Source organism: Cryobacterium levicorallinum, from assembly GCF_004402405.1.
GTDB lineage: Bacteria > Actinomycetota > Actinomycetes > Actinomycetales > Microbacteriaceae > Cryobacterium > Cryobacterium levicorallinum.
This window is the reverse complement of the sequence record NZ_SOFE01000014.1, coordinates 96,057-121,865: the sequence shown is the minus strand read 5'-3', so window position 1 is coordinate 121,865 and position 25,809 is coordinate 96,057. Positions and strand designations below refer to the sequence as shown.

Below are 25,809 nucleotides of genomic sequence, written 5' to 3'. Positions count from 1 at the left end.
GACCTTTCGGTGGTCCGGTCGGGCATCGTTGCCGAGCGGGGGTGTACCAACTGTATGGTGTTTCGTTGAAAATGCACACAATTATTCACAGAGTGTGCACTTCAAATGGTCGCTGTGGCAGACGCTCGGCAAAGTCACTAACTTTGCGGTAGCCCGCCCAGTCAACGATCAGAAGGAGCCAGCATGGCGACTCACGCCCTCGACACCCTTCCCCTGCGTTCAGGGCAGATGCAGATGCAGAGTGCGGATGTCGGCGACCTCACCCCGGATCAGCTGCGCGACCTGTATCGGATGCTGGCGAACGTGCGTCAGCTCGACCGCGATGCCGTGGCGTGGCAGCGCCAGGGTCTTATTCCCGGTTACGCGCCGATGCTCGGCCAGGAGGCAGCCCAGGTCGGTGCCGGCTTCGGCGTCGATAAGACCCGGGACTTCATCTTTCCGACCTACCGTGAGATGGGCGTGGCCTACACGGTCGGCGTGAACATGGTCGAGTACATGTCGACCCACAAAGCGATCTGGCACGGCGGGCTCTACGACCCCGGGGCCACCCACTTCGCGCCCTTTCAAGCGGTTGTCGGCGGATCCGTTCTGCACGCGGTGGGCTGGGCGCACGGGCAGACCCTGAACGGCCAGACGCTGAACGGGACGGCTGTGGTAACGGGCGGTGCAGCATCCGTTTCAACAACCGGCCTCGGCGTGGGCCTGGCCTTTCTCGGCGACGGCGCGAGCTCGCAGGGTGACGTGCACGAGGCGATGAACTTCGCCGCCATTCTGAAGGCGCCGGTGGTGTTCTTCGTGCAAAACAACGGCTGGGCCATCTCGGTGCCGACCGAACAACAGGTGGCCGGCGGCTCGGTGGCCGCACGCGCTGCCGGCTACGGCATGCCAGCCGTGCAGGTCGACGGCAACGACGTGCTCGCCGTGCTGGACGCCACCCGACGCGCGGTCGCCCACGCCCGCGCGGGCCTCGGCCCGGTCGTGGTCGAGGCGATGACCTACCGGCGCGGTCCGCACTCCACGAGCGACGACCCCGGTCGCTACCGCACCCTCGAGGACGAGAAAACCGACGGTGGCGAAGATCCGCTCAACCGGTTTCGCGCGGTGCTGCTGGCCGACAACGTGGCTGACTCTGCCTTCTTCGCCGTGGCTGACGCCGACGCCCAGGCGCGTGCCGACGAGATTCGCGACGGAGTCGTGGCCCTCGAAAGCCGGCCCGGAAGCGAAATGTTCGACTTCGTTTTTCAAGAATCAACCCCGACGCTTGGCGCCCAGGCGCGCCAGTGGAGAGAGGAATCCGAGCATGTCTGAGTCTATGAACGGCGCCGTCCTCGAACTCGTGCGGGAGGCCCCGCTCCTGCAACTCTCCATGCAGCAGGCCATCAACCGGGCGCTCGGTGAGATTCTCGAAACGGATGAGCGCGCCCTCATCTTCGGCGAAGACGTCGGCGTGCTCGGCGGAGTCTTTCGGGTCACCGACGGGCTGCAGCAGCGCTTCGGCGCGAACCGGGTCTTTGACACCCCGCTCGCAGAGTCTGGCATTCTCGGCACCGCGATTGGGCTGGCCATGGCCGGTTTTCACCCGATCCCCGAGGTGCAGTTCGACGGCTTCGCCTACCCGGCCGTCAACCAGATCATCACGCAGCTGGCCCGCATGAACTATCGCAGCCGCGGACGCCTGCCGATGCCTGTGACGCTGCGGGTGCCGAGCTTTGGCGGCATCCGCGCCCCCGAACACCACGGTGAGAGCCTCGAATCGCTGTTCGCGCACGTGCCCGGACTCAAGGTCGTGTCGCCGGCCAACCCGCAGCAGGCCTACCACCTGCTCAAGCACGCCGTCTCGATGCCCGACCCGGTCATCTTCATGGAGCCCAAGGCGCGCTACTGGAACAAGGCCGGGGTCAACCTGGTCGACAACGTGGTCGGTGATGGCATCTCCGGGGGAACGGATGGCCCGCTCACCGGCCGCGCCTCCCTCGAGGGCTCGGTGATCGCTCGTCCGGGCAAGCACGCGACCCTCATCGCGTGGGGCTCAATGGTCTCCCGCTGCCTCCAGGTGGCGGAGTTAGCCGCGGAAGATGGCATCGAACTCGAGGTGCTCGATCTGCGCTGGCTGAAGCCGATCGACGAAGCGGGGCTGGCGGCATCCGTTTCACGCACGCGTCGGGCCATCGTCGTGCACGAGGGGCCGCGCACCATTGGCCTCGGTGCCGAGGTCGCCGCGCTCGTCTCGCAGAGCTGCTTCGACACGCTGCGGGCGCCGGTCGAGCGCGTGACCGGCTTCGACGTGCCGTACCCGTCTGGCGATCTGGAGGACGAGTACATCCCGAACATTGATCGAATTCTCTTTGGAGTTCAGCGAGTATTGGAGTACCGCCGTGGCTGAAATCTCTTTTCCCCTGCCCGACCTCGGTGAGGGACTGCTCGAGGCGACCGTGCTCGAATGGCTCGTCACGGTGGGTGACCAAGTCGAACGCAACCAGCCATTCGTCGAGGTTGAAACGACGAAGTCGTCGGTGGAATTGCCGTCACCCATCGCCGGTATCGTGCTCACCCTGCACGGCGAGCCCGGCGACGTGGTGCTCGTCGACACTCCGCTGATCACCTTCACGGTCGCCGACGACTCGGCCGGCATCGTCGGCACTGTGCCGGCAGAGGCCGCGCCGAAACGCCGCGTGCGCCTCACCGTCGTTCTCGACGGGGACTAGACATGCTCACCAGTTGGCGCCAGCACGAACCCGAACTCGACGCGGGCCTTGCCCCGGTGCTGCTCGTGCACGGCTTCGCCTCATCCACCGCCCTCAACTGGGAGGCGACCGGCTGGGTGCGTGACCTCGTGAGCGCCGGACGGCGCGTCATTACCATCGATCTGCTCGGCCACGGAGCGAGCAGGGCACCGCTCAAGACGGATGCCTACGCCCCCAGCCGCCTGCGCGCGGCGGTTCTCGAGGTGCTCACCCTGGCCGGCGCCCGGCCCCGCAAGGTCGGCCAGCCCGCATCCGGCGTCGACCTGGTCGGGTACTCGCTCGGCTCGCGCCTGGCCTGGGAACTCGCCGCCGAGCGGCCCGACCTGGTCAATCGCGCGGTGCTCGGCGGCATGAGCGCCGAGGACCCGCTCGCCGACTTCGACCTCGAGGCGGCCGCCCTGTTTCTGTCGGATTCCAGCGCGATCGCGCACGAGTCGACCGCCTCACTGATGACCCTGATGCAGCTCGCTCCGGGCGCGAACACCCCGGCCCTGCTGCGGCTGGTCGCCGCGATCAAGGCTGAGCGGTTCGAGCCGGGCGCATCCGTTCCGTCTCGGCCCCTTCTTTTCGTGACCGGCGACCGTGATGTGCTCGCGACCGGCACGGCCGAGCTCGCGGCGCTCGCCGCCTGCTCCGAAGTGTTGTGGCTGCCGGCCCGTACCCATATGAACGCGGTCAGCTCACGGGCGTTCAAACAAGCTGCGATCGAGTTTCTCGCCCGCTACCAGTCGTAGCGGAACGGCCCGCCCCCGCAACTAGCGGTCAGTCCGGACCCAGCAGGTTCTGCAGAGCCGCGTCTATGGCGCGCATTTTCGAGCCATTCAAGCGACCGGCGAACTCACCCAGCCGGATTTCCTGATTGACCGCTGTCAGTTGCTCGACCAACACTCTGGTCTTCGTTCCATTGATTTCGACCTCGGGGCGAAATGACGCCTCACCTCGTCGGACTGCAGGACCACAGCGAACCGCGCCCCAGTTTGCTCGTGTCCACGAGGGTCACTAGGCGTCTTCAGGCGGTAGAGGTCGCCACGCACGAAAAGCGTCCAGCTCGGCCGCAAGTTTGCGAGAAGCGGTGACGTCTTCCGGATCGTTCCGGAGCGCTTCGGACTCGGCCCGGAGTCGAGCGCGGCGGTGAGTACGTTCAGCCTCCATGATCGCCATCCGAGCGGGACAGTCCGTCACCGGTCAGCGCTGCTAGAGCCCGTTCAGTTTCTAGGTCAGTGCGTATCGTGAGCGAAGTCTTGCAACAGTTTGTACTCCAAGAGAACTTGCATATTTGCGTTCGTTTCGTCTCCCGTGCCACCGTTCAGCTGATGATCCACAAGTATCCGCAGTTGTGAACGGCGCCGGGTGAATGCGGATACTCTGGCGCCGTACCACAGCACGTGGCTCCACCACCGTGCGCTCTCTGCGCCCTGTTCGCACTTACGCTGACGACACCGGGATTGCGGATAGCGGGAGTGTTGAGCAGCGGAGCCATCGCGCCCTGGTCGCTCATAGCCTGGGTTCTGCGGCGGCGAATTGCCCGAAGGGCATTCAGTCAGACGGCTAAGTTAGCTGCCGCGGGGCGTTCTGGCTCTATAAACCGAGTGCGAGGCGAATGCCCGCGCCGATCTCGGCGAGCAGGTACGCAGGTACATGCCCGGCGGGATAGGGGTCGAGGAATTCCCGGCTGATCGGACCGACCTGAGAGACAATGGCGACGGAGTCCTTCTCAAGTCCGGAGGCCTCGGCGGGTATCAGGACGTTCCCCGGGAATGCTTCCAGTCCCGTGTTCGACGTCAACGGGACGACCTGTACCGTGGCGATGTTCGTGGCCAACAGCCAGTCCTCCTGAACAACGACCGCAGGGCGAACTTTCGCCGGTTCGGAGCCGCGGGACGACCCGAAATCGACCCAGACGACATCCCCGCGCGCCGAGTCGATAGAACTCCGAACGGTTCATGCCGTGCTTGCCCGCGATGCGCTCGAAGCGCTCGAAATCGCCATCGGGAACCGAGATCGCAGTCTTCATGACGCAAGTCATAACCCGTCATACCGTCTTCGTGTGTGACGCGTGGTGCTCAATCTGGTGGACTGCATCCGCTCAAAATGGTGTGCCAGTGAAGATGCGCTGGAGGTCCAACCGGACCACGGCCTGCTCTTCTTCACCAAGGTCGTTATAGACCGCCTGTCCGGCTCAGACGCCGCCGAGCCAGCCGCGATTGAGTCCCTGACCCTAGAAGCGCCGCCCGGACTGCGCAATTCCGCAGGGCCGAACCCGCGTTCCTTGCCGCCGCCGACTACCCGAGCAGCGCCCGGTCGTCGAGGGACGCGCCCTTGATCTTCGCGAACTCAGCGAGCAGGTCGGGCACCGTCATGGTGGCCTTGCGCTCGGCGTCGACGTCGAGAATGATCTGGCCCTCGTGCATCATGATGAGTCGGTTGCCGAGGCGCAGCGCCTGTTCCATATTGTGCGTGACCATGAGCGTGGTCAGATGGTGCTTCTCGACGATGCTCTGGGTGAGCGTCGTGACCAGCTCAGCCCGCTGCGGGTCGAGGGCGGCGGTGTGCTCATCGAGCAGCAGGATGCGTGGCTGAGTGAAGCTCGCCATGAGCAGTGACAGCGCCTGCCGCTGGCCGCCTGAAAGCAGTCCTACCCGGGCCTTGAGCCGATTTTCGAGGCCGAGCTCAAGCGAGAGCAACTCCTCGCGAAAGAACGCCCGACGCTTGTGGGTGACGCCCCAGGCGAGCCCGCGACGCTGACCGCGGCGCAGCGCGAGCGCAAGGTTTTGTTCGATGCTCAGGTCGGGCGCTGTGCCGGCCATGGGATCCTGGAACACCCGGCCGACGTACGCGGCGCGTGCGTAGTCGGGCATCCGCTTGACAGAACTGCCATCGATCGACAGGTCGCCGGAATCAATCGGCAGCTTGCCGCTGATCATGTTGAGCAGGGTGGATTTGCCGGCGCCGTTGCTGCCAATGACGGTGACGAAATCACCGGTTTTCAGCTGCAGTGATACGTCGTTGAGGGCGACGCGTTCGTTGATTGTGCCGGGAAAGAAGGTCTTGGTGATGTTCTGAATGAGCAGCATGAGACTCCTAAGTGGCTTTGCTGTAGTTGGCACTGCCGGCGGCGGAACGCATCTGGCGCAGCGAGGGGATGTGTTTCAGGAAGCCCCAGCGCGGCAACAGCAGCGCTGCGACGACGAGCAGCGCCGAGATGAGCTTCATATCGTTCGGGTTGAGGCCGGCGCCCAGGGCAAAGAAGATCACCAAGCGATAGATGACGGCGCCGCCGATGACGGCGAGCGAGGCGAGAAAAATGGTGCGACGCCCGAAAACGGCCTGGCCGACGATGACGGAGGCGAGTCCGACCAGAATGAGGCCGATGCCCATGCTGACGTCGGCGAAGCCCTGGTACTGCGCGATGAGCGCGCCGCAGAGCGCGACAAGCCCGTTGGAGATCGCGAGGGTGAGAATCGTCGTGCGGTGCGTATTGACGCCGAGGCTGCGGATCATCTGCTCGTTGTTGCCGGTCGCCTGAATCGACAGGCCGAGGTCGGTACTGAGAAACCAGTCGATGGCGAACTTGATGATGAGGGCCGCAACGGCGAAGATCAGGATGCTCCAGGCTCCGCCGAGCAGACCGGCGTCACGCAGCGGCGTCATCATGGTGTCTTCGCGCAACAAGGGCAGATTGGATTTGCCCATGATGCGCAGGTTGATCGACCACAGCGCGATCATGGTCAGGATGCCGGCGAGGAGGCCGTCGATACGCCCCTTGGTATAGAGCACACCGGTGACCAGACCGGCCACCGCTCCCGACGCCGCCCCGGCGAGGGTGGCGAGGGGAGCGGGCACACCATTGATAATGAGCGACGCGGCTACCGCGGCCCCGGTCGTGAAACTTCCGTCGACGGTGAGGTCGGGAAAGTTGAGGATTCGAAACGTCAGGTAGACACCCAACGCCATGATTCCGTAGAGCAGGCCGAGTTCGAGAGCCGCATTCATCTGGTTATTCCTTCGGATATGAGGAGCGGTTGTTATTCGATGATTCGGTCGGCCTTGGCGATGAGTTCTTCGGTGAGGGTCACTCCCATGCGCTCGGCAGCGGCCGGGTTGAGGATGAACTCGATCGTGTCGAGGGTTTCAACGGGCATATCGCCCGGGTTCTCCCCGTCTTCGAGGATGCGGATGGCCATCTGGCCGGTCTGGTAGCCGAGGTCGGTGTAGCTGATGCCGTAGGTCGCGATGGCGCCACGCTCGACCTGGCCGTTTTCGGCACCGAACAACGGAATCTGGTTCGACTCGGAGTACTGGATGACGGCTTCGAGGCCCTCGGTGACACGGTTGTCGGTGGGAATATAGATGGCGTCGACATCGCCGAGCGATACGGTGGCCTGGGCGACCTCGCTTGAGTTGGTGACGGTGGCTTCCTTGATGGTCAGGCCCAGGTCCTTAGCAGCCTCCTTGGCGAGCTCAACCTGCACGTCGGAGTTGACCTCGCCCGAGCTGTAGATGATGCCGACCGTCTGGGCGTCTGGCAGAATCTCCTGGATCAGTTCGAGCTGTTCCTTGACCGGGTTCAGGTCACTAGTACCACTGATGTTGCTGCCCGGCTTCTCCCAGCTCTCGACCAGTCCGGCTTCTTTGGGCTCGGTCACGGCGGTGAACAGCACGGGAATGTCGATGATCGTCTGCGCGGCGGCCTGCGCGGTGGGCGTGGCGATCGCCAGCACGAGGTCGACCTTGTCGGCGGCAAACTTAGCAGCGATGGTGCTCGCGGTGGCCTGCTCACCCTGCGCGTTCTGCTCGTCGAACTCAATGTCGGTGCCCTCGACGTAGCCGGCGTCCACGAAGGCCTGCTTGAAGCCCTCGCGGGCGTCGTCGAGCGCCTGGTGCTGCACGATCTGGCTGATGCCGATCGTGATCATGTCGTCTGAAGCGGATGCTTCCGGCTCGCTCGCCGCGCATCCGCTGAGTGCGAGGGCGCCCGCGGCGACCAGGGCGAGACCGGATAAAGATCTGGTGTGTTTCATGCTGGAAATTCTCCTTTGAATTTATGCTGATACGGCACGCAGGAATCTGCGGCCGGACGGTTAGGGGTTAGACGGTTGCGGGCGCGAGGGCGGCTGCCGCGGCGACCAGGAACCGGTCGTTTTGCTCGGCCGTGCCGATCGTCACGCGCAGTCCCTCGCCGGGGAAAGCCCGGGCCAGAATGCCTTCGGTGATGAACACGGCGTTCACCCGGTCGGTGTCGTCGCCGGTGCGGAGCCAGACGAAGTTTCCCTGCGAGTCGGTTACGCGCCATCCGCTCGCCTGCAATGACCCGAGCACCCGGGTGCGTTCGGCCACGATCTGGTCGATGCGCACGGTCAGCTCGGCCTCCGCGTCGAAAGAGGCGAGGGCCGCGCGCTGGGCGAGCGCGGTTACGCCGAACGGCAGGGCCACCCGGCGCAGGTTGGCCGCGATAGCGGTCGGTGCGATCGCGTAGCCGATGCGCAGGCCGGCCAGGCCGTACGCCTTGGAGAAGGTGTGCAGCACGGCCACGTTGGGGTAACGGCGAAAGAAATCAATGCCAACAGCGGAGGAGGCGTCACGGTTGAAGTGCACGTAGGCCTCGTCGACGACGACCAGCACGTTCTCGGGGACCCGGGCCAGGAACGCGTGCAGTTCCTCGCTGGTGACGAAGGCGCCGGTCGGGTTGTTGGGGTTGCAGACCAAAATCAGTCGCGTCTGCGCGGTGATGGCATCGGCCATAGCGTTCAGATCGTGGCACTCATCGCTCGTGAGCGCGACCGGCACCGGCGTCGCACCGGCGACCTGCACCAGAATCGGGTAAGCCTCGAATGACCGCCAGGCGAAGATGACCTCGTCACCGGCCCCGGCGCTCGCGTGGATGATCTGGGATAGCACCTCGACCGACCCGGCACCGAAGGCCACGTTGTCGCTCGAGACTCCGAACCGGGCCGCAATACGGTCGGTGACTTCGGCGACGGCCATGCTCGGGTACAGATGAATCTCCCCGAGAGCGGATGCGATTGCCTCGGTCACCGAGGCGAGCGGCGCAAACGGGTTCTCGTTCGAGGAGAGCTTGAACGCTCCGGAATCGCCCGCTGCGGCGCCCTGCTTGTACGCGGGCAGTCTGCTGATGGCTTCGCGTTGCTGCACCATAACTTTTCAACCTCAACTCGGGACGGGTGTGCCAGACATGCGCGTCGAGTAAAGCGTCGGCAATGACGGGTCTGGTTCAGAGCGTAGTGATGCAGCAGAAGTTTGACAATTCGACCAATCAGCACGTCACAAACTGCACTATCTGACTGGTGTTCAGCGGGCTTGGCCGAACAAGTTGTTCAGTTTTGTAATTTTCGGCGACCTATTTCGGCGGTTAGCCTGGGGGGACTAAACTTGAGCCAGCAAGGCTCAACTTTAGAGGAGACAGCTCATGCAAGCCGGTCAGCGACCACCGCAGCAAGACGCCAAGACGGCCCTCGAGCTCTACGGGGTGAACCTCACCGACATCGCCCGCAGCGGCAAGCTCGACCCGGTGATCGGGCGCGACGCCGAGATTCGCCGGATCAGCCAGGTGCTCACCCGGCGCACCAAGAACAACCCGGTCTTGATCGGCGAACCCGGCGTCGGTAAGACCGCCGTGGTCGAGGGACTGGCCCAGCGCATCGTGGCCGGTGACGTTGCCGACTCGCTCAAGGACAAACAGCTGGTCTCGCTCGACCTGGCCGCCCTCGTGGCTGGCGCCAAGTATCGCGGCGAGTTCGAGGAACGGCTCAAGGCCGTGCTCAAGGAGATCAATGACGCCGACGGAGCGATCATCACCTTCGTCGACGAACTGCACACGCTCATGGGCGCGGGCGGCGGCGAGGGCTCCGTCGCGGCCAGCAACATGCTCAAGCCCATGCTCGCCCGCGGCGAACTGCGCCTGATCGGCGCCACGACCCTCAACGAGTACCGCGAATTCATTGAAAAGGATGCCGCGCTCGAGCGCCGTTTTCAGCCGGTGCTCGTCGGCGAACCCTCGGTCGAAGACACCGTCGCTATTCTGCGCGGGCTCAAGGAACGCTACGAAGCCCACCACAAGGTGACAATCGCCGATTCTGCCCTCGTGGCCGCGGCATCCCTCTCGAATCGGTATATCACCGCCCGCCAGCTGCCCGACAAAGCCATCGACTTGATCGATGAGGCCGCGAGCCGGCTGCGCATGGAGATCGACTCCTCTCCGGTGGAGATCGACGAGCTGCGGCGCAGCGTCGACCGGCTCAAACTCGAAGAACTCGCCTTGAAGAAGGAGAAAGACGACGCGTCGAAAGCACGTTTGGTAAAACTGCGCAGCGACCTCACGGAGCGCCAAGCGAACCTGGGGGAACTACAGGCCCGCTGGGACGCCGAGCGGGCCTCGCTCAACCGGGTCGGCGAACTGCGCGAGCGGCTGGACACCGCGCGCATCGAATCGGACCGGGCTCAGCGGGAAGGCGACCTCGAAAAGGCCTCCCGGCTGCTCTATGGGGATATTCCGGTGATGGAACGCGCGCTCGCCGACGCCGAAAAAGAAGAATCAGTCGGACCCCGCATGGTCAACGACCAGGTCACGAGCGAGGACATCGCCGCTGTCGTCGCCGCCTGGACCGGCATTCCGGTCGGCCGGCTGCTGCAGGGCGAAACCGAAAAACTGTTGAACCTCGAAAATGAGCTCGGCCACCGCCTGATCGGGCAGAAGCGGGCAGTTCGCTCGGTCGCCGACGCCGTGCGGCGTTCACGCGCCGGGATCTCCGACCCCGACCGGCCGACCGGATCCTTCCTCTTTCTCGGCCCGACCGGCGTCGGCAAGACCGAGCTCGCCAAGGCGCTCGCCGAGTTTCTATTCGATGATGAAAAAGCAATGGTGCGCATCGACATGAGCGAGTACGGCGAGAAGTTCTCGGTGTCGCGCCTGGTCGGAGCGCCTCCGGGCTACGTCGGCTACGAGCAGGGTGGGCAGCTGACCGAGGCCGTGCGGCGTCGCCCGTATTCGGTGATTTTGTTCGACGAGGTCGAGAAGGCGCACCCCGAGGTATTCGACGTGCTGCTGCAGGTGCTCGACGACGGCCGCCTCACCGATGGCCAGGGCCGCACGGTGGACTTTCGCAATACCATCCTCGTGCTCACCTCGAACCTTGGTTCGCAGTTTCTGGTCGATCCGACCCTGTCGGTGGAGCAGAAGGAACAAGCCGTGCAGTCGCTCGTGCGGCAGGCCTTCAAGCCCGAGTTCGTCAACCGGCTCGACGACATCGTGGTGTTCTCCTCGCTCACCACCGAGGAGCTTGGCGAAATCGTCGAACTCGACGTCGACCGGCTGCAGAAGCGCCTGGCCGAACGTCGCCTCGAGCTCGCCGTGACACCGGATGCCCGCCGCTGGCTGGCCGAACGCGGCTATGACCCGATCTACGGTGCGCGTCCGTTGCGACGCCTCATGCAGCGCGAGATCGACGACCGCCTGGCGCGGGCGCTGCTTTCCGGGGAGATTCGCGACGGCGACACGGTGCTCGTGAGTCTGGAAGCCGACGGGGACTCGCTCACCGTCGAATCCGCCCCCGCGCTGTTGGACGTTCCCCTCGAGGAGGACCTGCTCTAGCCGATTCCCGCTCTCGCGTGTAAAAGGGAGATGTCCAGAGTCACGGGTTACGCTTAATTCATGCTCGCAACTGTGATTTATGGCGAACGGGATGTTCGCCTCGAAGAAGTTCCCGAACCCGTACTCTCGACCGGTGGCGACGCCATTGTTCGCGTGACTGCGGCCTGCGTCTGCGGGTCAGACCTGTGGCCGTACCGGGGTATCGCCCCCACCAAGGAACCGCACCGGATCGGCCATGAATTCGTCGGCATCGTCGAAGCCATCGGTCCCGACGTCTCGACCATCAAGGTCGGTGACTTCGTCATTGCGCCTTTCTACGACTGCGACGGCACCTGCATCAACTGTCAGAACGGTGTGAGCACCTCCTGCCTCAACGGCGGCTGGTGGGGCGCGGACGACCAGCTCGGCGGATTCGCCGACGGAGCCCAGGGCGAGCGCGTGCGTGTTCCCCACGCCGACGGTTCGCTCGTTGCCACGCCGACAGTTCCGAGCGATGACCTCGTTCCGAGCCTGCTCACCCTCGCCGACGTCATGGGCACCGGACACCACGCGGCCGTCTCGGCCGGCGTGGAACCGGGCAGCACCGTGGTCGTCGTCGGTGACGGAGCTGTTGGACTCTGCGCCATTCTCGCGAGCAAGCGCCTCGGCGCGAGCCGCATCGTGGCCATGTCCCGCCACGCCGACCGCCAGGCCGTCGCCCGCGAATTCGGTGCGACCGACATCATCGAGGCGCGCGGCGATGAGGGCGTTGCCGCCGTGCAGGCCCTGTTCGATGGCGTCGGCGCTGACTACGTGCTCGAGTGCGTCGGAACCCAGGAATCCATGGACCAGGCCATCCGATCGGCTCGCCCCGGCGGAATGGTCGGCTACGTCGGCGTGCCCAACGGCGGCGCCGAACTGCCGATCCGCACCCTGTTTGGAACAAACGTGGGCGTGAACGGTGGTGTCGCATCCGTTCGCAGCTATGTCGAGGAGTTGCTGCCCGAGGTTCTCTCCGGCCAGATCAACCCGGGCCGGGTCTTCGACCTGCAGCTGCCGCTGGCCGAGGTGGCCGAGGCCTACGCCGCGATGGACGAGCGCCGCGCTATTAAGGTGCTGCTCCGCCCCTGACCCACCGTCTGGCCCGCTCTGGAGGGACAATTGTGAACCAACCGTTCCTCTGGGGAGGGCTACTGGCCTTCGCCATCGCCTCCGCGATTCTGCGGCTCGTGGTGGGTCACCCGCTGCTGCGAGAACGTTCGGTGCGCGTGGGATGGCTGGGGGCTGTGGTGGCGTTCGTCAGCGGGCTTGCCCTGGTTTTTCACTGCGCCGCGATGTTCTTCGGGCCCTGGGTCGACGCCGTGTCGTTTCTGCTGGCACCGGCCGACATGGTTCGGGACATGGGTGCGGGCAGCCAAGTCGCCTACTGGCTTCCCGCCGCGGCCCTGGTAGTGGCGTGGCGCAGAGTGTGGGGGCCGGCCCTGGGTGCACTCATTGTCACCCTTGCCGGCGTGGGGGTGACCATGTATTGGCCGTTCCCGCTCGACGTACACCTCGCGTGGCTCACGGCCCTGATCATTGTCGGTTCGTTGATTCCGACGCTGTTACTCCGTGGGCCACGCGCTGCGAGCTAGTCGTTGACGAGCAGCAGCTCGGTGAGCGGCTTGCAGCTGCGCGGGGCAACTTCGCGTTCGCGCAGCTCGGCGGTGAGATCGTCGGCATTGCCCAGCACTCCCAGCGCCGTGACGGTGACGACGGTCTGATCCTCGGTGAGGTTGAACGCTGCGGCGATGGCTGCACCATCGAATCCGCCCATCTGGTGGGTGTGCAGTCCGTCGTGCTGGGCCTGGATCGACAGGTGGGCAACGGCCTGACCGAGGTCGTAGCGTGCCCACGGGTTCTCGCGGGTCTCATCGATCGACAGCTTCGCCACGCTGGCGATCAGAACGGATGCCGTGTCGGCCCACGCCTTGTTGAAGCCCATGAGAGCATCGTTGATCTTCGCAAAGCTCGCCTAGCCGCGGCGGGCAACAATGAACCGAGCCGGCTGCATGTTGCTCTCCGACGGAGCCCGACCGGTCTACTTGCCCTGCAGCCGGCCCCGCACCTCGCGGCGCAGCACCTTTCCGAGGAGGCTGCGCGGCAGGTCGTCGACCTCGACGATGCGGCGCGGCACCTTGTATGCCGAGAGCCGGGTGCGGCAGTACTCGCGCACCGCGGCCACGTCGAGTTCGGCGCCGGTAGCCAATACGACCACGGCCACGACGTCTTCGCCGCCGTTCGCGCTCGGCAGACCCACCGCGGCAGCATCAACGATGTCGGGGTGCGAGAGCAGAGCTTCTTCGACCTCAGACGGCGACACGTTGAATCCGCCGGTAATGATGAGTTCCTTCATCCGGTCGACGACGGTGATGAAGCCGTCGGCGGAGACCCGCACGATATCGCCGGTGCGCAGCCAGCCGCCGGGCAGCAGCACCTGGGCGGTCTCGCTCGGGCGGTCCCAATAGCCCGAGAACACCTGCGGACCGCGCACGAGCAGCTCGCCCTCCTCCTCGAAGCCGCGCTCAACCGTCGGGTCCTCCGGGTCGACCACGCGAATGTCGGTGCTCGGAAACGGCACGCCGACCGTTCCGGGGCGGCGGCTCGGGCCGATCGGGTTGCCGGCCACGATCGGGGACGCCTCGGTCATGCCGTAGCCCTCGACCAACAGCCCGCCGGTCGCGCTCTCCCAGCGCTCCACGATCGACACCGGCAGGTTCATGGCACCAGAAATAGCAAAACGGATGCCGGCGAGACTCACGTTCTTCTTCGCAGCGGCCGTGACCAGGCGGTCGTAGATCGGCGGCACTGCCGGCAGGAAGGTGGGCGGTGCGTGCTTGGTGGCGTCGAGCACGAGCTTCTCGTCGAATTTGGGAAACAGCACGAGGCGGGCACCGATGCTCATCGCAAAGGTGAGGCACAGCGTGAGGCCGTAGGCGTGGAACATGGGCAGCACGCCGTACACGGTTTCCTCGCCGGGCCGCAGGCCCGCCACCCAGGCGGAGCCCTGGGCGGCGTTGGCGCGCAGGTTGTAGTGACTCAGAATGGCGCCCTTGGGGGTGCCGGTCGTGCCGCTCGTGTACTGCAAAACGGCGGTGTCCCCGAGCAGTGGGCGCTGATGCGAGGCATGCAACTTGCGGGTTCCGACGAGGGAGTCCCAGCTGATCGCGCCCTTTCCAGGCCCGGCGGTGAGGGAGGCGCGAGCGTCCCGGGCCTTCCTGATCGGCAGCTTGAGGGCCAGCCGTTTCGAGAACGGCATGGCGCGCGTGAGATCGATGGTGACGACATCCGTTATGCCCATATCTCTGGGAAAAGCACGGACGGCGTCGTAGGCCTTGTCCCAGACGATCGCGACCTTGGCGCCGTGGTCTTCAAACTGGTGGCGCAGCTCGCGGTCGGTGTAGAGCGGATTGTGCTCAACCACGATGGCGCCGAGGCGCAGCACCGCGTAGAACGCCACGACGTGTTGAGGGCAGTTAGGCAGCACGAGGGCCACTCGGTCACCCGGGCTCACGCCGAGCTTGCGCAGGCCGTTGGCGGCTCGGGAGATCTGCTCACCGAGCTGCTCAAAGGTGGTCGTGGCGCCGAAGAAATCCAAGGCAATGTTCGACGCGAAGGTCTCGACCGAGGCCTCGATCATCTCGGTGAGGGTTTCGGTGGTCTCGTCGATGGTGCCGGGCACGCCGGGCGCGTAAGAGGCGAGCCAGGGCTGATCCTTGAAGGTCATGACAGTTCTCGGGTGATGGCGGCGATGAACTGGTCGATGTCGTCTTCGGTCGTGTCGAAGCCGCACATCCAGCGCACCTCGTTCTTGGACGCATCCCAGTCGTAGAAGCGAAAGGATTCGCGCAGCCGGTCGGCGACACCGTCGGGCAGGGTGGCGAAGATGGCGTTGGCCTGGGTGGCCTGACTGAAGTTGAGGCCGGTGATGGTTCCCTGGGCGAGTTCGGTCTCGAGCGCGCCGCGCAGCCGAGCCGCCATGGCATTGGCATGGCTGGCGTTGCGCAGCCACAGGTCGCCGTCGAGCAGCGCGATGAGCTGCGCCGAGACGAACCGCATCTTGCTGGAGAGCTGCATGTTCGACTTGCGCAGAAATTTCAGACCAGTGGATGCCGATGGGTTCAATACCACGATGCACTCACCGAGCATCATGCCGTTCTTGGTGCCGCCGAAGCTGAGCACGTCGACGCCGGCGTCGCGGGTGAACGCGCGCAGCGGCACACCCAGGCTGGCGGCGGCGTTGGAGATGCGGGCGCCGTCCATGTGCAGCGTCATGCCCTTGGAGTGGGCGTGATCGGCGATGGCGCGCACCTCGTCGACGGTGTACGCGGTGCCGAGCTCGGTGGTCTGGGTGATCGCGACGACGAGCGGCTGGGCGCGGTGCTCATCGCCCCAGCCCCAGGCCTCCTGGTCGATCAGCTCCGGGGTCAGCTTGCCGTCGGGGGTCACGACCGGCAGCAGCTTGAAGCCGCCGACATGTTCGGGGGCGCCGCCCTCGTCAGTGTGAATGTGCGCGGTGGCCGAGCAGATCACGGCGCCCCAGCGTGGCAGCATTGACTGCAGCCCGGTGACGTTGGCGCCGGTGCCATTGAAAACGGGGAACGCTTCAACGCCAGCGCCGAACTGTTCGACGAAGACCTCCTGTAGCCGGGCCGTGTAGACGTCTTCACCGTAGGCGACCTGGTGGGCGCCATTGGCCCGGGTCATCGCCTCCAGAATCTCCGGATGAATGCCGGAGTAATTGTCGGAGGCGAAACCGCGGGACGAAAGATCATGGAGTTGGGTCACCCCTCCATCCTCCCGCATTCGTCTGGCCGTCTGCACGAAGTGGATGCCGCTACTTGTGCAGAGCCTCGCGCAGGGAGACGCGGGAGCCCATACGCAGCAGCGCGTTCGAGTAGATGCGCGACCCGATCAGAATCACCACCATCGTCGACAGGGCGAGCACGACGAGCGAGAGCACCGGCTCCCACCATTCGGCCTGGCCCAGGAAGATGCGCACCGGCATCCCGACCGGCGCTGAGAACGGCACGTACGACATGATTGCCAGCACGAGTGGGTTGTCGTTGAAGAAAACCACCATGAAATACGGGATCATGACGAGGAACAACACCGGCGAGGTCGCTGATCCCACGTCTTCCTGCCGGGACACCATTGATGCCGTGGCCGCGTAGAGGGCGGCGAGCAGCACGAAGCCGAAGGCGAAGAACACGGCGAACCACACGATCGCCGGGCCGACGTCGGCCAGCAGCACCCGCTGCCCGGTCACCGCCAGACCGATCGAGACCAACAAGCCGATCGAGACGATCTGCGCGAACGCCATCAGGCTGTTGCCGAGCACCTTTCCGGCGAGCAGGGCCCGCACCGAAATCGTTGACAGGAGAATCTCCACGATGCGGGTCTGCTTCTCTTCGACGACGCTCTGCGCGATCGTGGCGCCAAAGGTTGTCGCGGACATGAGAAAGATGATTCCAAAGCCGATCGCCACGAGGTACGCAAGAAAACCGTCCTGCTCGGCCGGTTCGAGAATCGCAAGTTCGGGGTTCACGCTGAGCGCGCCGAGAACCTCGCCCGGCGCCGAATCGAGCGCGATCACGGTGATGCCAAGCAAGGAAGCGGGATTCGTCGACGGCACAACGGCCGCATCGACCGTGCCATCGCGCACGAGCGCCTCGGCGTCTTCGGCACTGGATGCTTCCACGATGTCGAAGGCTTGCGTCTGCTCGACGACGCTGATCGCGGTGCCGACCACGGCGACCTTGGTCAGGCTGGTGTTCTGGCTCATAATGCTGCCGACGATGACGGAGCCCATCGAGATGAACAGCAAAATGCCGGTCGCGATCAGAAACGATTTGCTGCGCAACCGCGCCGCGATCTCGCGGTTGGAAACCAGCCAGACACCCTGGGCGAAGGTGGGCGCGGTGTGCAGCGGGCGGGTGGCGTTGCTCATGCGATGACCTCCTTGAAGATGGTGGCGAGACTGGGTCTCTGCTGGCTGAAGGTGTGAACCGCGCCGAGCGTGATCGCGTGCTGCAGGACGGCCTGGCTGGCGGCATCCGTTTCTGCGTCGAATTCGGCGTAATCGCCGTCGAAGTCGACGACGGTGATGCCGGGCTGCGAACGGATCCAGCTGATGTTGCCCGCGGTACGAATCTCATACCGGGGGCGACCGTGTTGGTCGCGCAAGGCCTCGCCGGAGCCATTGGCGCGAATTTCACCCTCGGCGATGATGACGAGGTCGTTGCAGAGCCGTTCGACGATGTCAAGCTGGTGCGACGAGAACAGCACGGGCGCGCCCTGCGCCGCGTAACCCGCGAGAACGCTCATGACCACCTCGACGGCGAGTGGGTCAAGGCCGGAAAACGGCTCGTCGAGCACGAGAAACTCGGGGTCGTGCACGAGCGCGGCGGCGATCTGGGCGCGCTGCTGGTTGCCGAGCGACAGTGACTCGACGGTATCGCCGGCCCGTTCGCCGAGGCCGAGCTGCTCCAGCAGATTGGTCGTGTTGCGGCGAGCGGATGCCGGTGACAGCCCGTGCAGGCGGGCCAGGTAGACGAGTTGCTCGGCGACCTTCATTTTCGGGTAGAGGCCACGCTCCTCGGGCATGTAGCCGAACCGGCGGCGATCACTCGCGGTAACCGGAACCCCGTCGATGAGCACGGTGCCCGAGTCGGGCGACAACACACCGAGAATGATGCGCATCGTCGTGGTCTTGCCGGCCCCGTTCGCGCCGACGAAGCCGGTCATGCGGCCGTCCCCGACGGTGAAACTCACGTCGCTGAGCACCTGCCGGGTTCCGTAGCTCTTGGTGACTCCCCGAATGTCGAGCATGCCCGCCCCTTCGTTGTGCGTGACTTCACGGTAGCGCGGGCGGCCGGCGCGACACATCCACCGGCCGACACATCCACCGGCCGGCGCGTGCGCCGGTTTCGGCAGCGCGGCTTGTGTTTCACAGCATTAGGTTTCGGTGTCGGCCTTGAGCAGGACCCGACTGTTATTGACGGATGCCGCCGCCTCCTCCCACAAACCCGTCACCCGGGTAGCCAGATCTGTTTCGAGCCCGTCGAGCGAGCGCACGACGAAGATCGCAGCCGCGGCGGTGTCACCCGCTTTCGCAAACCCCGCTCCGACCGCGCGCACCCAGGTTTCGGCCGCGGACTTCGCGGCCGCATAATTTGCGCCGCCAGCGGTCGGTCGGTCTACCGACACGCTCGACACAATGGCGAGCCGCCCGGCCGACGCGGCCAGCAGGTCGGCGTTGAACGCCCGGGTGGTGTTGCGCAGCGTGGTGACCACGTGCGAGTGCAGAAATTCCCAATCCTCGTCGGTCTGACCGGCCAAACCGCCGCCGCCGCGCCAGCCGCCCACGAGGTGAATGAGCCCGTCGATCGGGCCGATCGCGCCGGCTAGGGCAGTCACGGCGGCAAAGTCAGTGAGGTCGCACTCGTAGAGCGCGGCCTCGGGCGCGACCGCGAGCACGGACTGGAGGCGGGCGAGATTGGAGCCGACGGCGACGACGCGCGCGCCGGCATCCGCTAGTGACGAGGCGACGGCCAGGCCGGCCGTGCTGGTCGCCCCGGCGATGAGCACGGTTCGGCCAGCGACGGCCAGACTGGCACCCATCAGTCGACCGCGCTGGCGGTGATACCGGCCGTCGAGTCGATGACCGTGCGCATCTTCTTTTCCAGCGCTTCGAAGAACATCGACAGCGGAAATTCGTCGTCGAGAACCTGGTCGGTGTAGCCCTTCGGGGCGCCGGCGAGCACCTCGAGCGGCAGGCCGCGGGCCCAGGTCGACGCCGGATTCGGAGTGAGGGTCTTCGAGATCATCTCGTAGGCCGCGAGCCAGTGCGCCTTCTTCGGTCGGTCGATCGACGCCCAGTACAGCTCGTCGACCTGCGCTCCGAGTGCGATGACCACCTCGGGAACGGCGTCCCAATCGAAGGTGAGGCGGGTGTCGGTCCAGTGCAGAACACCGTGCTGGTGCATCCAGGCGAACAATAGCTGGCCGCCGAGGCCGTCATAGTTGCGCACCCGGTTGCCGGTGATGGCGAACCGAAAGATGCGGTCGAAGATGACCGCGTACTGCACCAGTTTCGCGTGCCGACGCGCCTCCGGGCTGGCCAGCTCGCTGCGCTCGATCGTGACCGACTCGCGAAAGGCGGTCAGGTCGCAGCGCAGTTCTTCGAGTGAATACAGGAAGAACGGCATGCGCTGCTTGATCATGAACGGGTCGAACGGCAGGTCGCCGCGCATGTGCGTGCGGTCGTGGATGAGATCCCACATCACGAAGGTCTCTTCGGTGAGGTGCTGGTCGTCGAGCAGCGCGGTAGCCTCGGACGGCAGCTCGAGCCGCGTGATCTCGGCGGCCGCGCGCACGACCCGGCGAAAACGGGCGGCTTCACGGTCGGCGAAAATCGCCCCCCAGGTAAACGTCGGAATCTCGCGCATCGCGACCGTCTCGGGAAAGAGTACGGCCGAGTTGGTGTCGTAGCCAGGCGTGAAATCGAGAAAACGAATTGGCACGAACAGTTTGTTCGTATAGCCGGCCTCAAGTTCGCCGATGAATTCCGGCCAGATGACCTCGATCAGCACGGCCTCGACGAGCCGGTTGGCGCTGCCGTTCTGCGTGTACATCGGGAATACCACGAGGTGGCGCAGCCCGTTGATGCGGTGCTGCTGCGGCTGAAAAGCCATCAGGGAATCGTAGAAGTCGGGCACGCCGAATCCGTCGGAGGCCCAACGGTCAAAGTCCACGATCAGGGCTTCAAGATAGGCGGCATCGTGTGTGAAGCGCGGCGCGAGGTCGGTGACCGCGGCGGTGATGCGCGAAACGGAGACGTCAGCATCCGCATGCCGCGAGGCGTCGGCAATCGAGCCGTCCTGCGACTGCAGGCCCTGCAGCGAGGTCGCCGCGGCCTTGAGGTCGAGCCAGGACGGATGCTGCGCGAGATTGACGCCGTCTTCGAGAACCTCGGGCTCTCCGACCAGAGCGTTAGCTACGTGTGTTTTTTCAACAGATATCGACATGGGAACCTCCCGTTCTCGTGAGTGCCGCGGTCGCGACGGGCGTGCGCACCGAAAAGGCTGCTCTTTCAGAATATCGGTCACGGAGCGGCGTTTTCTTGCTATTTTTCGCAACAAATCGTCGCTCGTGCTGGGTTTGGACGCCGAGAATCGACGTTCCGCTCGCGTGCGCGCACTTCATACCGACGTGACCGTGCACCGGAGTGGAGCGTGCATACTCAGGCTCTGATACGCCTGCCGGGGACGATTCGGGAATCGCGGCCCTTTGTGATGCCGAGGAGGTGTCCGATATCGCGAACCGAATAACCTGCGTCGGCCAGTTCGACGGCGCGTTCGGACGTGTCGGTGACCACCGCCCGAGTTTCGGCCTCCCTCGCGTGTGACTTCTACTGTGTAGCTCACCGGAGTCACCCCTTCCCCAGAACCCCTTCGAGGTCCCGTCCTATCGCGCGGAGCAAGCCAGAGGGGAGTCGTGAGTTCCGCGCGCGACACGTAATGCGAAATCTGAGGGCCCTCAGTTTCCCAAGCGTTGACGACGTGCGCGGGCACCGAAATCGTCCAGCGCGTTCAGTAGTTCTGTCGCCTGCCAGTGGCGATTGCGTCGGCCTGCTGTCGGCTGAGACAGGATGCCGGCATCGACGAGCGCGCTTGTACCGTTGCGTCCCATCCGGCGGTGATCGACGTGATTTCCTTCTCCAGCCTGCGACCGTTTGTGACGGCAGCGAACGCGGCTTCCGCCATCGTCTCGATAATCGGACGCACATCCCCATTGCGATAAGCATTAAGTGCATTGAAGTAGCCCTTGGTGTCGCCGAGGAGACCGGCGGAGACTGGGACGGTCACGTTTTTGGTGACGCCGCCTGCGCGCAGCATCCCCTGCACTAGGGCGCGCCCGGTGCGACCGTTGCCGTCGGGGAAGGGATGGATGGTTTCGAACTGAGCATGCGCTATCGCGACCTGCGCGATCACAGGGAGATCGCTGCGACGTACGAACTTCATTACGTCATCCATGAATTCGGGGACTCGGTCCTGGTGCGGGGGAATGAACGAGGCGTTGTGCGGAGAAATTGAATCACCGCCGATCCACACTTGCTCGTTCCGCCAGCGTCCGACAATCAGGGGATTCGACTTCTCCAACAGAGCACGGTGCATGGTGAGAACGGCGTCGAGGTTTAAGCCGTCGGCCAAAGCGATGGCAGCATCGCAGCAAGATAATCGCTCTGGCCGCCGCTCACGGGGCTACGAACCTCCGCGTCTTCGGGAGTGCTGCCCGCGGCATCGATACCTCGGAGTCCGATATCGACCTGAAGGCCGACATTGCGCCAAGAACGGGACTGCTCGCGCTGGCTCGATTGGAACGCGAGCTGGGCGACCAGCTCGGAACCAAAGTTGACGTCGTGGCCAGTGGCCTTCGCGAACACCTCTCTGAACGAGTAGTGAAAGAGGCCGTGCCGCTGTGAGCCGGTCCGATGTCGAGCTCGTGCGGGACGCACTCGATCATATTGACGTACTCAACCGACCACCCTCGAGCGGTGCGCCGCCTACCGCGCCGCGCGGGGCGTGCTCATGGGTGGGACCGACGCTGGCGACGGGTATTACGTCGTGGGCGGGGCATCCGGTCTGAGCGATTTTCTACTCCCCGCCGCGGATTGAAGTAGGTTGACCGCCGCCAACGCAAGCCATGCAGGTATCGGCATATGGTGACGACGTGGGCATATATCGCCGCGATATGCTGCATTATGGACTCCCTCGACTTTCGCCCGGATCGCAGCCAGTTCGTGTACACCTTCGGCGGCGCGGCGCCCAGCCACCGGGTGCGGCCAGGGACCCTGCTCAACCTCTGGTCGGAGGACGCGTTCAACCACGCACTGACGCGCGTCAGCGACGTCGCCAGCCACGTGCTCGACTTTCGCTACCTCAACCCGCAGACCGGCCCCTTCTACGTGGAAGGGGCCGAACCGGACGACACTCTGGCCATTCACATCATTGATCTCACCCCGGCGCGCAGCTGGGGAGCCTCGGCTGCCATCCCCTTCTTTGGCGGCATGACGAGCACCGATCGCACCGCCATGCTGCAACAGGCGCTGCCTGAAGCTACTTGGATCTACGAGGTTGATACGCTGGCTGGCACCGTCGGCTTCCAATCCCGCTTTAGCGATTTTGAGGTAGCACTGCCACTCGCACCCATGCTCGGCACGGTGGGAGTAGCCCCATCAGGGGGCGAGGTGCGCTCCTCCCTCGTGCCCGAGCGTTTTGGCGGCAACATGGATACCCCCGAGATCAAGCCCGGCACCACCGTCTTTCTAGGTGTAAACGTTGAGGGCGCTCTATTCTCTATCGGCGACGGTCACTACCGGCAGGGCGAGGGTGAGAGCTGCGGCACCGCCGTCGAGGGTGCAATGAACTCCGTCATTCTGGTCGACCTGATCAAGGGCCGCGCTCCGCTATGGCCGCGCCTGGAAACCGACGACTACTGGATGATCGTCGGCTCGTCCCGACCCATGGAAGATTCCTGGCGGATCGCTCAGCTCGAGATGATCCGCTGGCTCAGCGAGCTCTTCGATCTGCACGAAATGGATGCCTACCAACTGCTTAGCCAGACCGCCGAGGCACCCATTGCCAACGTGGTCGACCCCAATTACAGCGTCGTCGTGAAGGTGCGCAAATCGCTATTCCCCACCGTTCACGCTTTCGACGGGATGCACCGCGACCTGCGCGAGCGGGCCGCCATCCGCTGACCTGTTCCGAGACTTTCTCACTCGCTCCGAACCCGCATCACCGAAAGGACCCACCTTGGATCTGCGCATCGCCCAAAAAACCGCACTCGTCACCGGCGGCACGAAGGGCATCGGGCGCGCGATCGTCGATGCCTTCGTTGCCGAGGGCGCCAACGTCGCCTTCTGTGCCCGCAGTGCAGCGGAAGTCGCCGCTACCGAATCCGAATTCGCCAATGGCCCAGCCACTGTCGTCGGCACGGTGCTCGACGTACGCGACAGCGAGGCTCTGGGGCGATGGGTTGCCGACTCCGCCAAGCGCTTCGGCGGCATCGACATGGTGGTGAGTAACGTGAGCGCCCTGGCCATTCCAGATACGGCGGCCAACTGGACGGACTCAATCGAGGTCGATCTAATGGGAACGGTCAACCTCGTGAAGGCATCGATCCCATTTCTGGAGCAGAGCACCGCGCCGTCGATAGTGGCGTTGTCGAGCGTATCCGGCCGCGAGGTGGACTTCGCGAGCGGCCCGTATGGCACGGTGAAGACGGCCATCATCGGTTACATTGCCGGTGTCGCCTACCAGCTTGCAGCGAAAGGAATCCGTGCAAATACGGTTTCACCGGGCAATACGTACCATGCGGGTGGAGTCTGGGAGAGCCTCGAGACCAGTGATACCGACTTCTTCACCGAGGCGGTAGGGCTCAACCCGACCGGTCGCATGGGCACGCCGCAGGAGATTGCAGCGAGCGTCGTGTTTCTATCCAGCCCGGTGTCGAGCCGAACAACGGGCGCGAACCTGCTGATCGATGGCGCGCTCACCCGCGGAATCCAATTTTGACGTCCTGAGTTCGTTACCGAACTACTCGCCGATCAGGCGCAGGCCGTTGTACCAGCAGACCGCGCGTAGCCAGTCGTCGTCGAGTCGCGGCTCTCGGGCGCGCAGGCGTTCGAGCACCTCCAACTGGTGCGCATACGGGTACGGAATGTTGGGAAAATCGCTGCCGAGCACCACACGGTCGGGCAGGTCCGCCAGCCGGGACAGCAGGGCGGGGTCGAAGGGCGCGAGCTGCTCGAAAAAGTCGGTGAACACCATCGTCGTATCGAGGTGCACCCAGGGATACCGCTCGGCCAGGTCGAGAAACTCGCCGTATTCCGGGGCGCCCATGTGTGCAACGACGACCGTCAACAGCGGATGCCGCACCAGCACTCCTGCAAGCGTGTGCGGCCCGGTGATGCCCGGTCGAGGAACCGGCCCGCTGCCGACATGGATCACGACCGGAATCGCTGCGTCGGCCAGTAGCCCCCAGACCGGGTCGAGGATCGGTTCGCGCAGGTCAAAAGCCCCGATCTGCACATGAATTTTGAATACTCGAGCGCCGCGGTCGAGGGCGGACTGAACCTGATCGAGCACGCCATCCTCCGGGTAAAACGTGGCACTCGGAACGCAGTCGGCATGCTCGTCCGCGAGGTCCAGTGAGAAATCGGTCAGGGACGCCGCCATTCCGGGGCGATGCGCATAGGACAGCGCGGTGAAGCGCCGCACGCCGAGTCGGCGAATCGTCGCGAGTCGCGACTCCTGGTCGTCGCGATAGTGAATCGGCCACGGGTGACCGATGAGCGGCTCGATCTCGTCGAAGTGAGCCCAGACGCGCCGCAGCATCCGCTCGGGAAGAAAATGGGTGTGCAGGTCGACCAGCCCGGGCAGGCCGAGCCCCCGCCACCAGGTTGGTACCGCGTTGTCACTGAGACTCATTGCATCCAGTGTGTCAGATTGCCTGACCGGAGTAACTACGTGACCAGCAACACGGCCGCGGCCGTCAGCGCGACGATCACGAGAATCGTGCGCAGCACTGGAGCGGGCAGGCGCCGCCCGATTCTGGCACCGAGCCAGCCGCCGAGGGCTGAGCCCACGCCGATCAGGAGGACAATCATCCAGTCGACCGTGCCGCTGGAGATAAAGATCACCGACGACACGACGTTGGCGACACCGGCCAAAACGTTCTTGGCCCCGTTGGCGCGGTGCATGTCGGTCGACCAGAGAATCCCGAGGAGGGCGAGAAGTACAACGCCCTGGGCTGCACCGAAATAGCCGCCGTACACGCCCGTCGCCAGCACGCCGAGGCTGAGACCAATCGTCACCGGGCGGGTGTCGGCATGGGTTGCTGCAGATTTGCGCCGCACGAATCGCGCGATGCGCGGCTGAATTGCGGAGAGCACACCTGCAAGGATCAGCAGGTACGGAACGACCATGGAAAATGCGGATGCCGGCAGAACCAGCAGCAGGACGCCGCCGACGATCCCGCCGATGGCGGAGAAGATGGCCATGAGCCCCACGGCGCGCCACTGCCCCTGGAGTTCTCGACGGTAGCCGTAGGCGCCGGTGACGGAGGCTGGTACCAGACCAACGGTGTTCGACACATTGGCGGTGATCGGCGGGATGCCGAGGGCGAGCAGGGTCGGAAAGGTGATCAGCGTTCCCGCGCCGGCCACCACGTTGATGATTCCGGCCACGATCCCCGCCACGAAGATAATCGTGCCATTGAGTAGCCCTATCTCAATTTCCATGGTTATTGTCCTATTCATAGACGATCTGTTTCTATACCGTATACAGTATCCAGACAACGGACGAACTATTTCACTCCTTTCACCTGCCGAGTCCAACCGAAGCAATAAGTGGATGCCCGTTCCACGCCCGT

General features: G+C 64.7%; 26 protein-coding genes. 10 read left to right on the top strand and 16 right to left on the bottom strand.

What is annotated here, in order from left to right; all coding sequences use genetic code 11:
• Positions 1 to 228 precede the first annotated feature (228 nt).
• The 4 genes from E3O11_RS07875 to E3O11_RS07860 are packed head-to-tail and all read left to right on the top strand — an operon-like array spanning position 229 to position 3,478.
• Complete coding sequence (locus E3O11_RS07875; RefSeq protein WP_092448186.1) at positions 229 to 1,308, top strand: thiamine pyrophosphate-dependent enzyme; 1,080 nt, start codon at positions 229 to 231, stop codon at positions 1,306 to 1,308.
• On the top strand, positions 1,301 to 2,383 hold the full coding sequence (locus tag E3O11_RS07870; protein ID WP_092447954.1) for an alpha-ketoacid dehydrogenase subunit beta: 1,083 nt from the start codon (positions 1,301 to 1,303) through the stop codon (positions 2,381 to 2,383). Before E3O11_RS07875 ends, E3O11_RS07870 begins: the two co-directional genes overlap by 8 nt.
• Positions 2,376 to 2,705, top strand: a complete 330-nt coding sequence (locus E3O11_RS07865; RefSeq protein ID WP_092447953.1) for a biotin/lipoyl-containing protein — start codon at positions 2,376 to 2,378, stop codon at positions 2,703 to 2,705. Before E3O11_RS07870 ends, E3O11_RS07865 begins: the two co-directional genes overlap by 8 nt.
• A gap of 2 nt (positions 2,706 to 2,707) precedes the next feature.
• The gene (locus E3O11_RS07860) at positions 2,708 to 3,478 is read left to right on the top strand and encodes an alpha/beta fold hydrolase (protein WP_092447952.1); all 771 of its coding nucleotides are present in this window, start codon (positions 2,708 to 2,710) and stop codon (positions 3,476 to 3,478) included.
• Between the two features lie 28 nt (positions 3,479 to 3,506).
• On the opposite strand, the gene E3O11_RS18110 is transcribed toward E3O11_RS07860, so the two are convergent.
• From E3O11_RS18110 to hisC, 6 genes are all read right to left on the bottom strand, one after another.
• The gene (locus tag E3O11_RS18110; RefSeq protein ID WP_218026649.1) at positions 3,507 to 3,632 is read right to left on the bottom strand and encodes a type II toxin-antitoxin system PemK/MazF family toxin; all 126 of its coding nucleotides are present in this window, start codon (positions 3,630 to 3,632) and stop codon (positions 3,507 to 3,509) included.
• 690 nt (positions 3,633 to 4,322) lie between these two features.
• Positions 4,323 to 4,670: a type II toxin-antitoxin system PemK/MazF family toxin gene (locus E3O11_RS07845; protein WP_092447951.1), complete on the bottom strand. Its 348-nt coding sequence runs from the start codon at positions 4,668 to 4,670 to the stop codon at positions 4,323 to 4,325.
• 356 nt (positions 4,671 to 5,026) lie between these two features.
• A complete protein-coding gene (locus tag E3O11_RS07835; RefSeq protein WP_092447950.1) occupies positions 5,027 to 5,818 on the bottom strand; it encodes an ABC transporter ATP-binding protein in 792 nt (263 codons plus the stop codon).
• Positions 5,819 to 5,825: 7 nt separating this feature from the next.
• On the bottom strand, positions 5,826 to 6,737 hold the full coding sequence (locus E3O11_RS07830; protein ID WP_092447949.1) for an ABC transporter permease: 912 nt from the start codon (positions 6,735 to 6,737) through the stop codon (positions 5,826 to 5,828).
• 32 nt (positions 6,738 to 6,769) lie between these two features.
• A complete protein-coding gene (locus E3O11_RS07825; protein WP_092447948.1) occupies positions 6,770 to 7,765 on the bottom strand; it encodes an ABC transporter substrate-binding protein in 996 nt (331 codons plus the stop codon).
• Positions 7,766 to 7,832: 67 nt separating this feature from the next.
• Positions 7,833 to 8,900: a histidinol-phosphate transaminase gene (gene hisC / locus E3O11_RS07820; protein WP_092447947.1), complete on the bottom strand. Its 1,068-nt coding sequence runs from the start codon at positions 8,898 to 8,900 to the stop codon at positions 7,833 to 7,835.
• 271 nt (positions 8,901 to 9,171) lie between these two features.
• Between hisC and E3O11_RS07815 the strand changes: the two genes are divergently transcribed.
• The 3 genes from E3O11_RS07815 to E3O11_RS07805 are packed head-to-tail and all read left to right on the top strand — an operon-like array spanning position 9,172 to position 12,965.
• Positions 9,172 to 11,352, top strand: coding sequence for an ATP-dependent Clp protease ATP-binding subunit (locus E3O11_RS07815; RefSeq protein WP_092447946.1), 2,181 nt, complete (start codon positions 9,172 to 9,174; stop codon positions 11,350 to 11,352).
• Between the two features lie 60 nt (positions 11,353 to 11,412).
• Positions 11,413 to 12,462, top strand: a complete 1,050-nt coding sequence (locus E3O11_RS07810; RefSeq protein WP_092447945.1) for a zinc-dependent alcohol dehydrogenase family protein — start codon at positions 11,413 to 11,415, stop codon at positions 12,460 to 12,462.
• 32 nt (positions 12,463 to 12,494) lie between these two features.
• On the top strand, positions 12,495 to 12,965 hold the full coding sequence (locus E3O11_RS07805) for a hypothetical protein (RefSeq protein ID WP_092447944.1): 471 nt from the start codon (positions 12,495 to 12,497) through the stop codon (positions 12,963 to 12,965).
• Here the strand turns inward: E3O11_RS07805 and E3O11_RS07800 are convergent.
• The 8 genes from E3O11_RS07800 to E3O11_RS07765 form a co-directional block, all read right to left on the bottom strand.
• Positions 12,962 to 13,315: a nitroreductase family protein gene (locus E3O11_RS07800; protein ID WP_092447943.1), complete on the bottom strand. Its 354-nt coding sequence runs from the start codon at positions 13,313 to 13,315 to the stop codon at positions 12,962 to 12,964. The genes E3O11_RS07805 and E3O11_RS07800 overlap by 4 nt on opposite strands.
• A 96-nt stretch (positions 13,316 to 13,411) precedes the next feature.
• Positions 13,412 to 15,097 (bottom strand): long-chain-fatty-acid--CoA ligase, encoded by a 1,686-nt coding sequence (locus E3O11_RS07795; protein WP_092447942.1) that lies wholly within the window; start codon positions 15,095 to 15,097, stop codon positions 13,412 to 13,414.
• Positions 15,094 to 16,176 (bottom strand): threonine aldolase family protein, encoded by a 1,083-nt coding sequence (locus tag E3O11_RS07790; RefSeq protein ID WP_092447941.1) that lies wholly within the window; start codon positions 16,174 to 16,176, stop codon positions 15,094 to 15,096. Before E3O11_RS07790 ends, E3O11_RS07795 begins: the two co-directional genes overlap by 4 nt.
• 31 nt (positions 16,177 to 16,207) lie before the next feature.
• Positions 16,208 to 17,320, bottom strand: coding sequence for an ABC transporter permease (locus E3O11_RS07785; RefSeq protein WP_092447940.1), 1,113 nt, complete (start codon positions 17,318 to 17,320; stop codon positions 16,208 to 16,210).
• Positions 17,317 to 18,201, bottom strand: coding sequence for an ABC transporter ATP-binding protein (locus E3O11_RS07780; RefSeq protein WP_092447939.1), 885 nt, complete (start codon positions 18,199 to 18,201; stop codon positions 17,317 to 17,319). Before E3O11_RS07780 ends, E3O11_RS07785 begins: the two co-directional genes overlap by 4 nt.
• Before the next feature lie 126 nt (positions 18,202 to 18,327).
• Positions 18,328 to 18,993: an SDR family NAD(P)-dependent oxidoreductase gene (locus E3O11_RS07775; RefSeq protein ID WP_170851516.1), complete on the bottom strand. Its 666-nt coding sequence runs from the start codon at positions 18,991 to 18,993 to the stop codon at positions 18,328 to 18,330.
• Entirely contained in the window at positions 18,993 to 20,399 is a 1,407-nt protein-coding gene (locus E3O11_RS07770) for a DUF6421 family protein (protein ID WP_092447938.1), read from the bottom strand. The genes E3O11_RS07775 and E3O11_RS07770 overlap by 1 nt, the downstream gene beginning before the upstream one ends.
• A gap of 564 nt (positions 20,400 to 20,963) precedes the next feature.
• Positions 20,964 to 21,584 (bottom strand): Fic family protein, encoded by a 621-nt coding sequence (locus E3O11_RS07765; RefSeq protein WP_198415573.1) that lies wholly within the window; start codon positions 21,582 to 21,584, stop codon positions 20,964 to 20,966.
• A gap of 23 nt (positions 21,585 to 21,607) precedes the next feature.
• On the opposite strand from E3O11_RS07765, the gene E3O11_RS18695 reads away from it, so the two are divergent.
• The 3 genes from E3O11_RS18695 to E3O11_RS07750 all read left to right on the top strand — a co-directional run bounded on the left by E3O11_RS18695 (position 21,608) and on the right by E3O11_RS07750 (position 23,951).
• Positions 21,608 to 21,856 (top strand): nucleotidyltransferase family protein, encoded by a 249-nt coding sequence (locus E3O11_RS18695; protein WP_092447937.1) that lies wholly within the window; start codon positions 21,608 to 21,610, stop codon positions 21,854 to 21,856.
• Between the two features lie 279 nt (positions 21,857 to 22,135).
• The gene (locus tag E3O11_RS07755) at positions 22,136 to 23,134 is read left to right on the top strand and encodes an acetamidase/formamidase family protein (protein WP_092447936.1); all 999 of its coding nucleotides are present in this window, start codon (positions 22,136 to 22,138) and stop codon (positions 23,132 to 23,134) included.
• Positions 23,135 to 23,189: 55 nt separating this feature from the next.
• Positions 23,190 to 23,951, top strand: coding sequence for an SDR family NAD(P)-dependent oxidoreductase (locus tag E3O11_RS07750; protein WP_092447935.1), 762 nt, complete (start codon positions 23,190 to 23,192; stop codon positions 23,949 to 23,951).
• A gap of 21 nt (positions 23,952 to 23,972) precedes the next feature.
• On the opposite strand, the gene E3O11_RS07745 is transcribed toward E3O11_RS07750, so the two are convergent.
• Complete coding sequence (locus E3O11_RS07745; protein ID WP_092447934.1) at positions 23,973 to 24,866, bottom strand: amidohydrolase family protein; 894 nt, start codon at positions 24,864 to 24,866, stop codon at positions 23,973 to 23,975.
• Between the two features lie 35 nt (positions 24,867 to 24,901).
• On the bottom strand, positions 24,902 to 25,678 hold the full coding sequence (locus E3O11_RS07740) for a sulfite exporter TauE/SafE family protein (protein WP_092447933.1): 777 nt from the start codon (positions 25,676 to 25,678) through the stop codon (positions 24,902 to 24,904).
• Between the last annotated feature and the right edge of the window lie 131 nt (positions 25,679 to 25,809).

Coding starts and splice junctions, on each gene's coding strand:
- E3O11_RS07800 (WP_092447943.1), bottom strand. CDS start 13,315: ATGGGCTTCAACAAGGCGTGGGCCGACACGGCATCCGTTCTGATCGCC.
- E3O11_RS07775 (WP_170851516.1), bottom strand. CDS start 18,993: ATGGGTGCCAGTCTGGCCGTCGCTGGCCGAACCGTGCTCATCGCCGGG.
- E3O11_RS07835 (WP_092447950.1), bottom strand. CDS start 5,818: ATGCTGCTCATTCAGAACATCACCAAGACCTTCTTTCCCGGCACAATC.
- E3O11_RS07870 (WP_092447954.1), top strand. CDS start 1,301: ATGTCTGAGTCTATGAACGGCGCCGTCCTCGAACTCGTGCGGGAGGCC.
- E3O11_RS07755 (WP_092447936.1), top strand. CDS start 22,136: ATGGACTCCCTCGACTTTCGCCCGGATCGCAGCCAGTTCGTGTACACC.
- E3O11_RS07770 (WP_092447938.1), bottom strand. CDS start 20,399: ATGTCGATATCTGTTGAAAAAACACACGTAGCTAACGCTCTGGTCGGA.
- E3O11_RS07790 (WP_092447941.1), bottom strand. CDS start 16,176: ATGCGGGAGGATGGAGGGGTGACCCAACTCCATGATCTTTCGTCCCGC.
- E3O11_RS07860 (WP_092447952.1), top strand. CDS start 2,708: ATGCTCACCAGTTGGCGCCAGCACGAACCCGAACTCGACGCGGGCCTT.
- E3O11_RS07785 (WP_092447940.1), bottom strand. CDS start 17,320: ATGAGCAACGCCACCCGCCCGCTGCACACCGCGCCCACCTTCGCCCAG.
- E3O11_RS07780 (WP_092447939.1), bottom strand. CDS start 18,201: ATGCTCGACATTCGGGGAGTCACCAAGAGCTACGGAACCCGGCAGGTG.
- E3O11_RS07740 (WP_092447933.1), bottom strand. CDS start 25,678: ATGGAAATTGAGATAGGGCTACTCAATGGCACGATTATCTTCGTGGCG.
- E3O11_RS07745 (WP_092447934.1), bottom strand. CDS start 24,866: ATGAGTCTCAGTGACAACGCGGTACCAACCTGGTGGCGGGGGCTCGGC.
- E3O11_RS07810 (WP_092447945.1), top strand. CDS start 11,413: ATGCTCGCAACTGTGATTTATGGCGAACGGGATGTTCGCCTCGAAGAA.
- E3O11_RS07830 (WP_092447949.1), bottom strand. CDS start 6,737: ATGAATGCGGCTCTCGAACTCGGCCTGCTCTACGGAATCATGGCGTTG.
- E3O11_RS07795 (WP_092447942.1), bottom strand. CDS start 15,097: ATGACCTTCAAGGATCAGCCCTGGCTCGCCTCTTACGCGCCCGGCGTG.
- E3O11_RS07815 (WP_092447946.1), top strand. CDS start 9,172: ATGCAAGCCGGTCAGCGACCACCGCAGCAAGACGCCAAGACGGCCCTC.
- E3O11_RS07825 (WP_092447948.1), bottom strand. CDS start 7,765: ATGAAACACACCAGATCTTTATCCGGTCTCGCCCTGGTCGCCGCGGGC.
- E3O11_RS07875 (WP_092448186.1), top strand. CDS start 229: ATGCAGATGCAGAGTGCGGATGTCGGCGACCTCACCCCGGATCAGCTG.
- hisC (WP_092447947.1), bottom strand. CDS start 8,900: ATGGTGCAGCAACGCGAAGCCATCAGCAGACTGCCCGCGTACAAGCAG.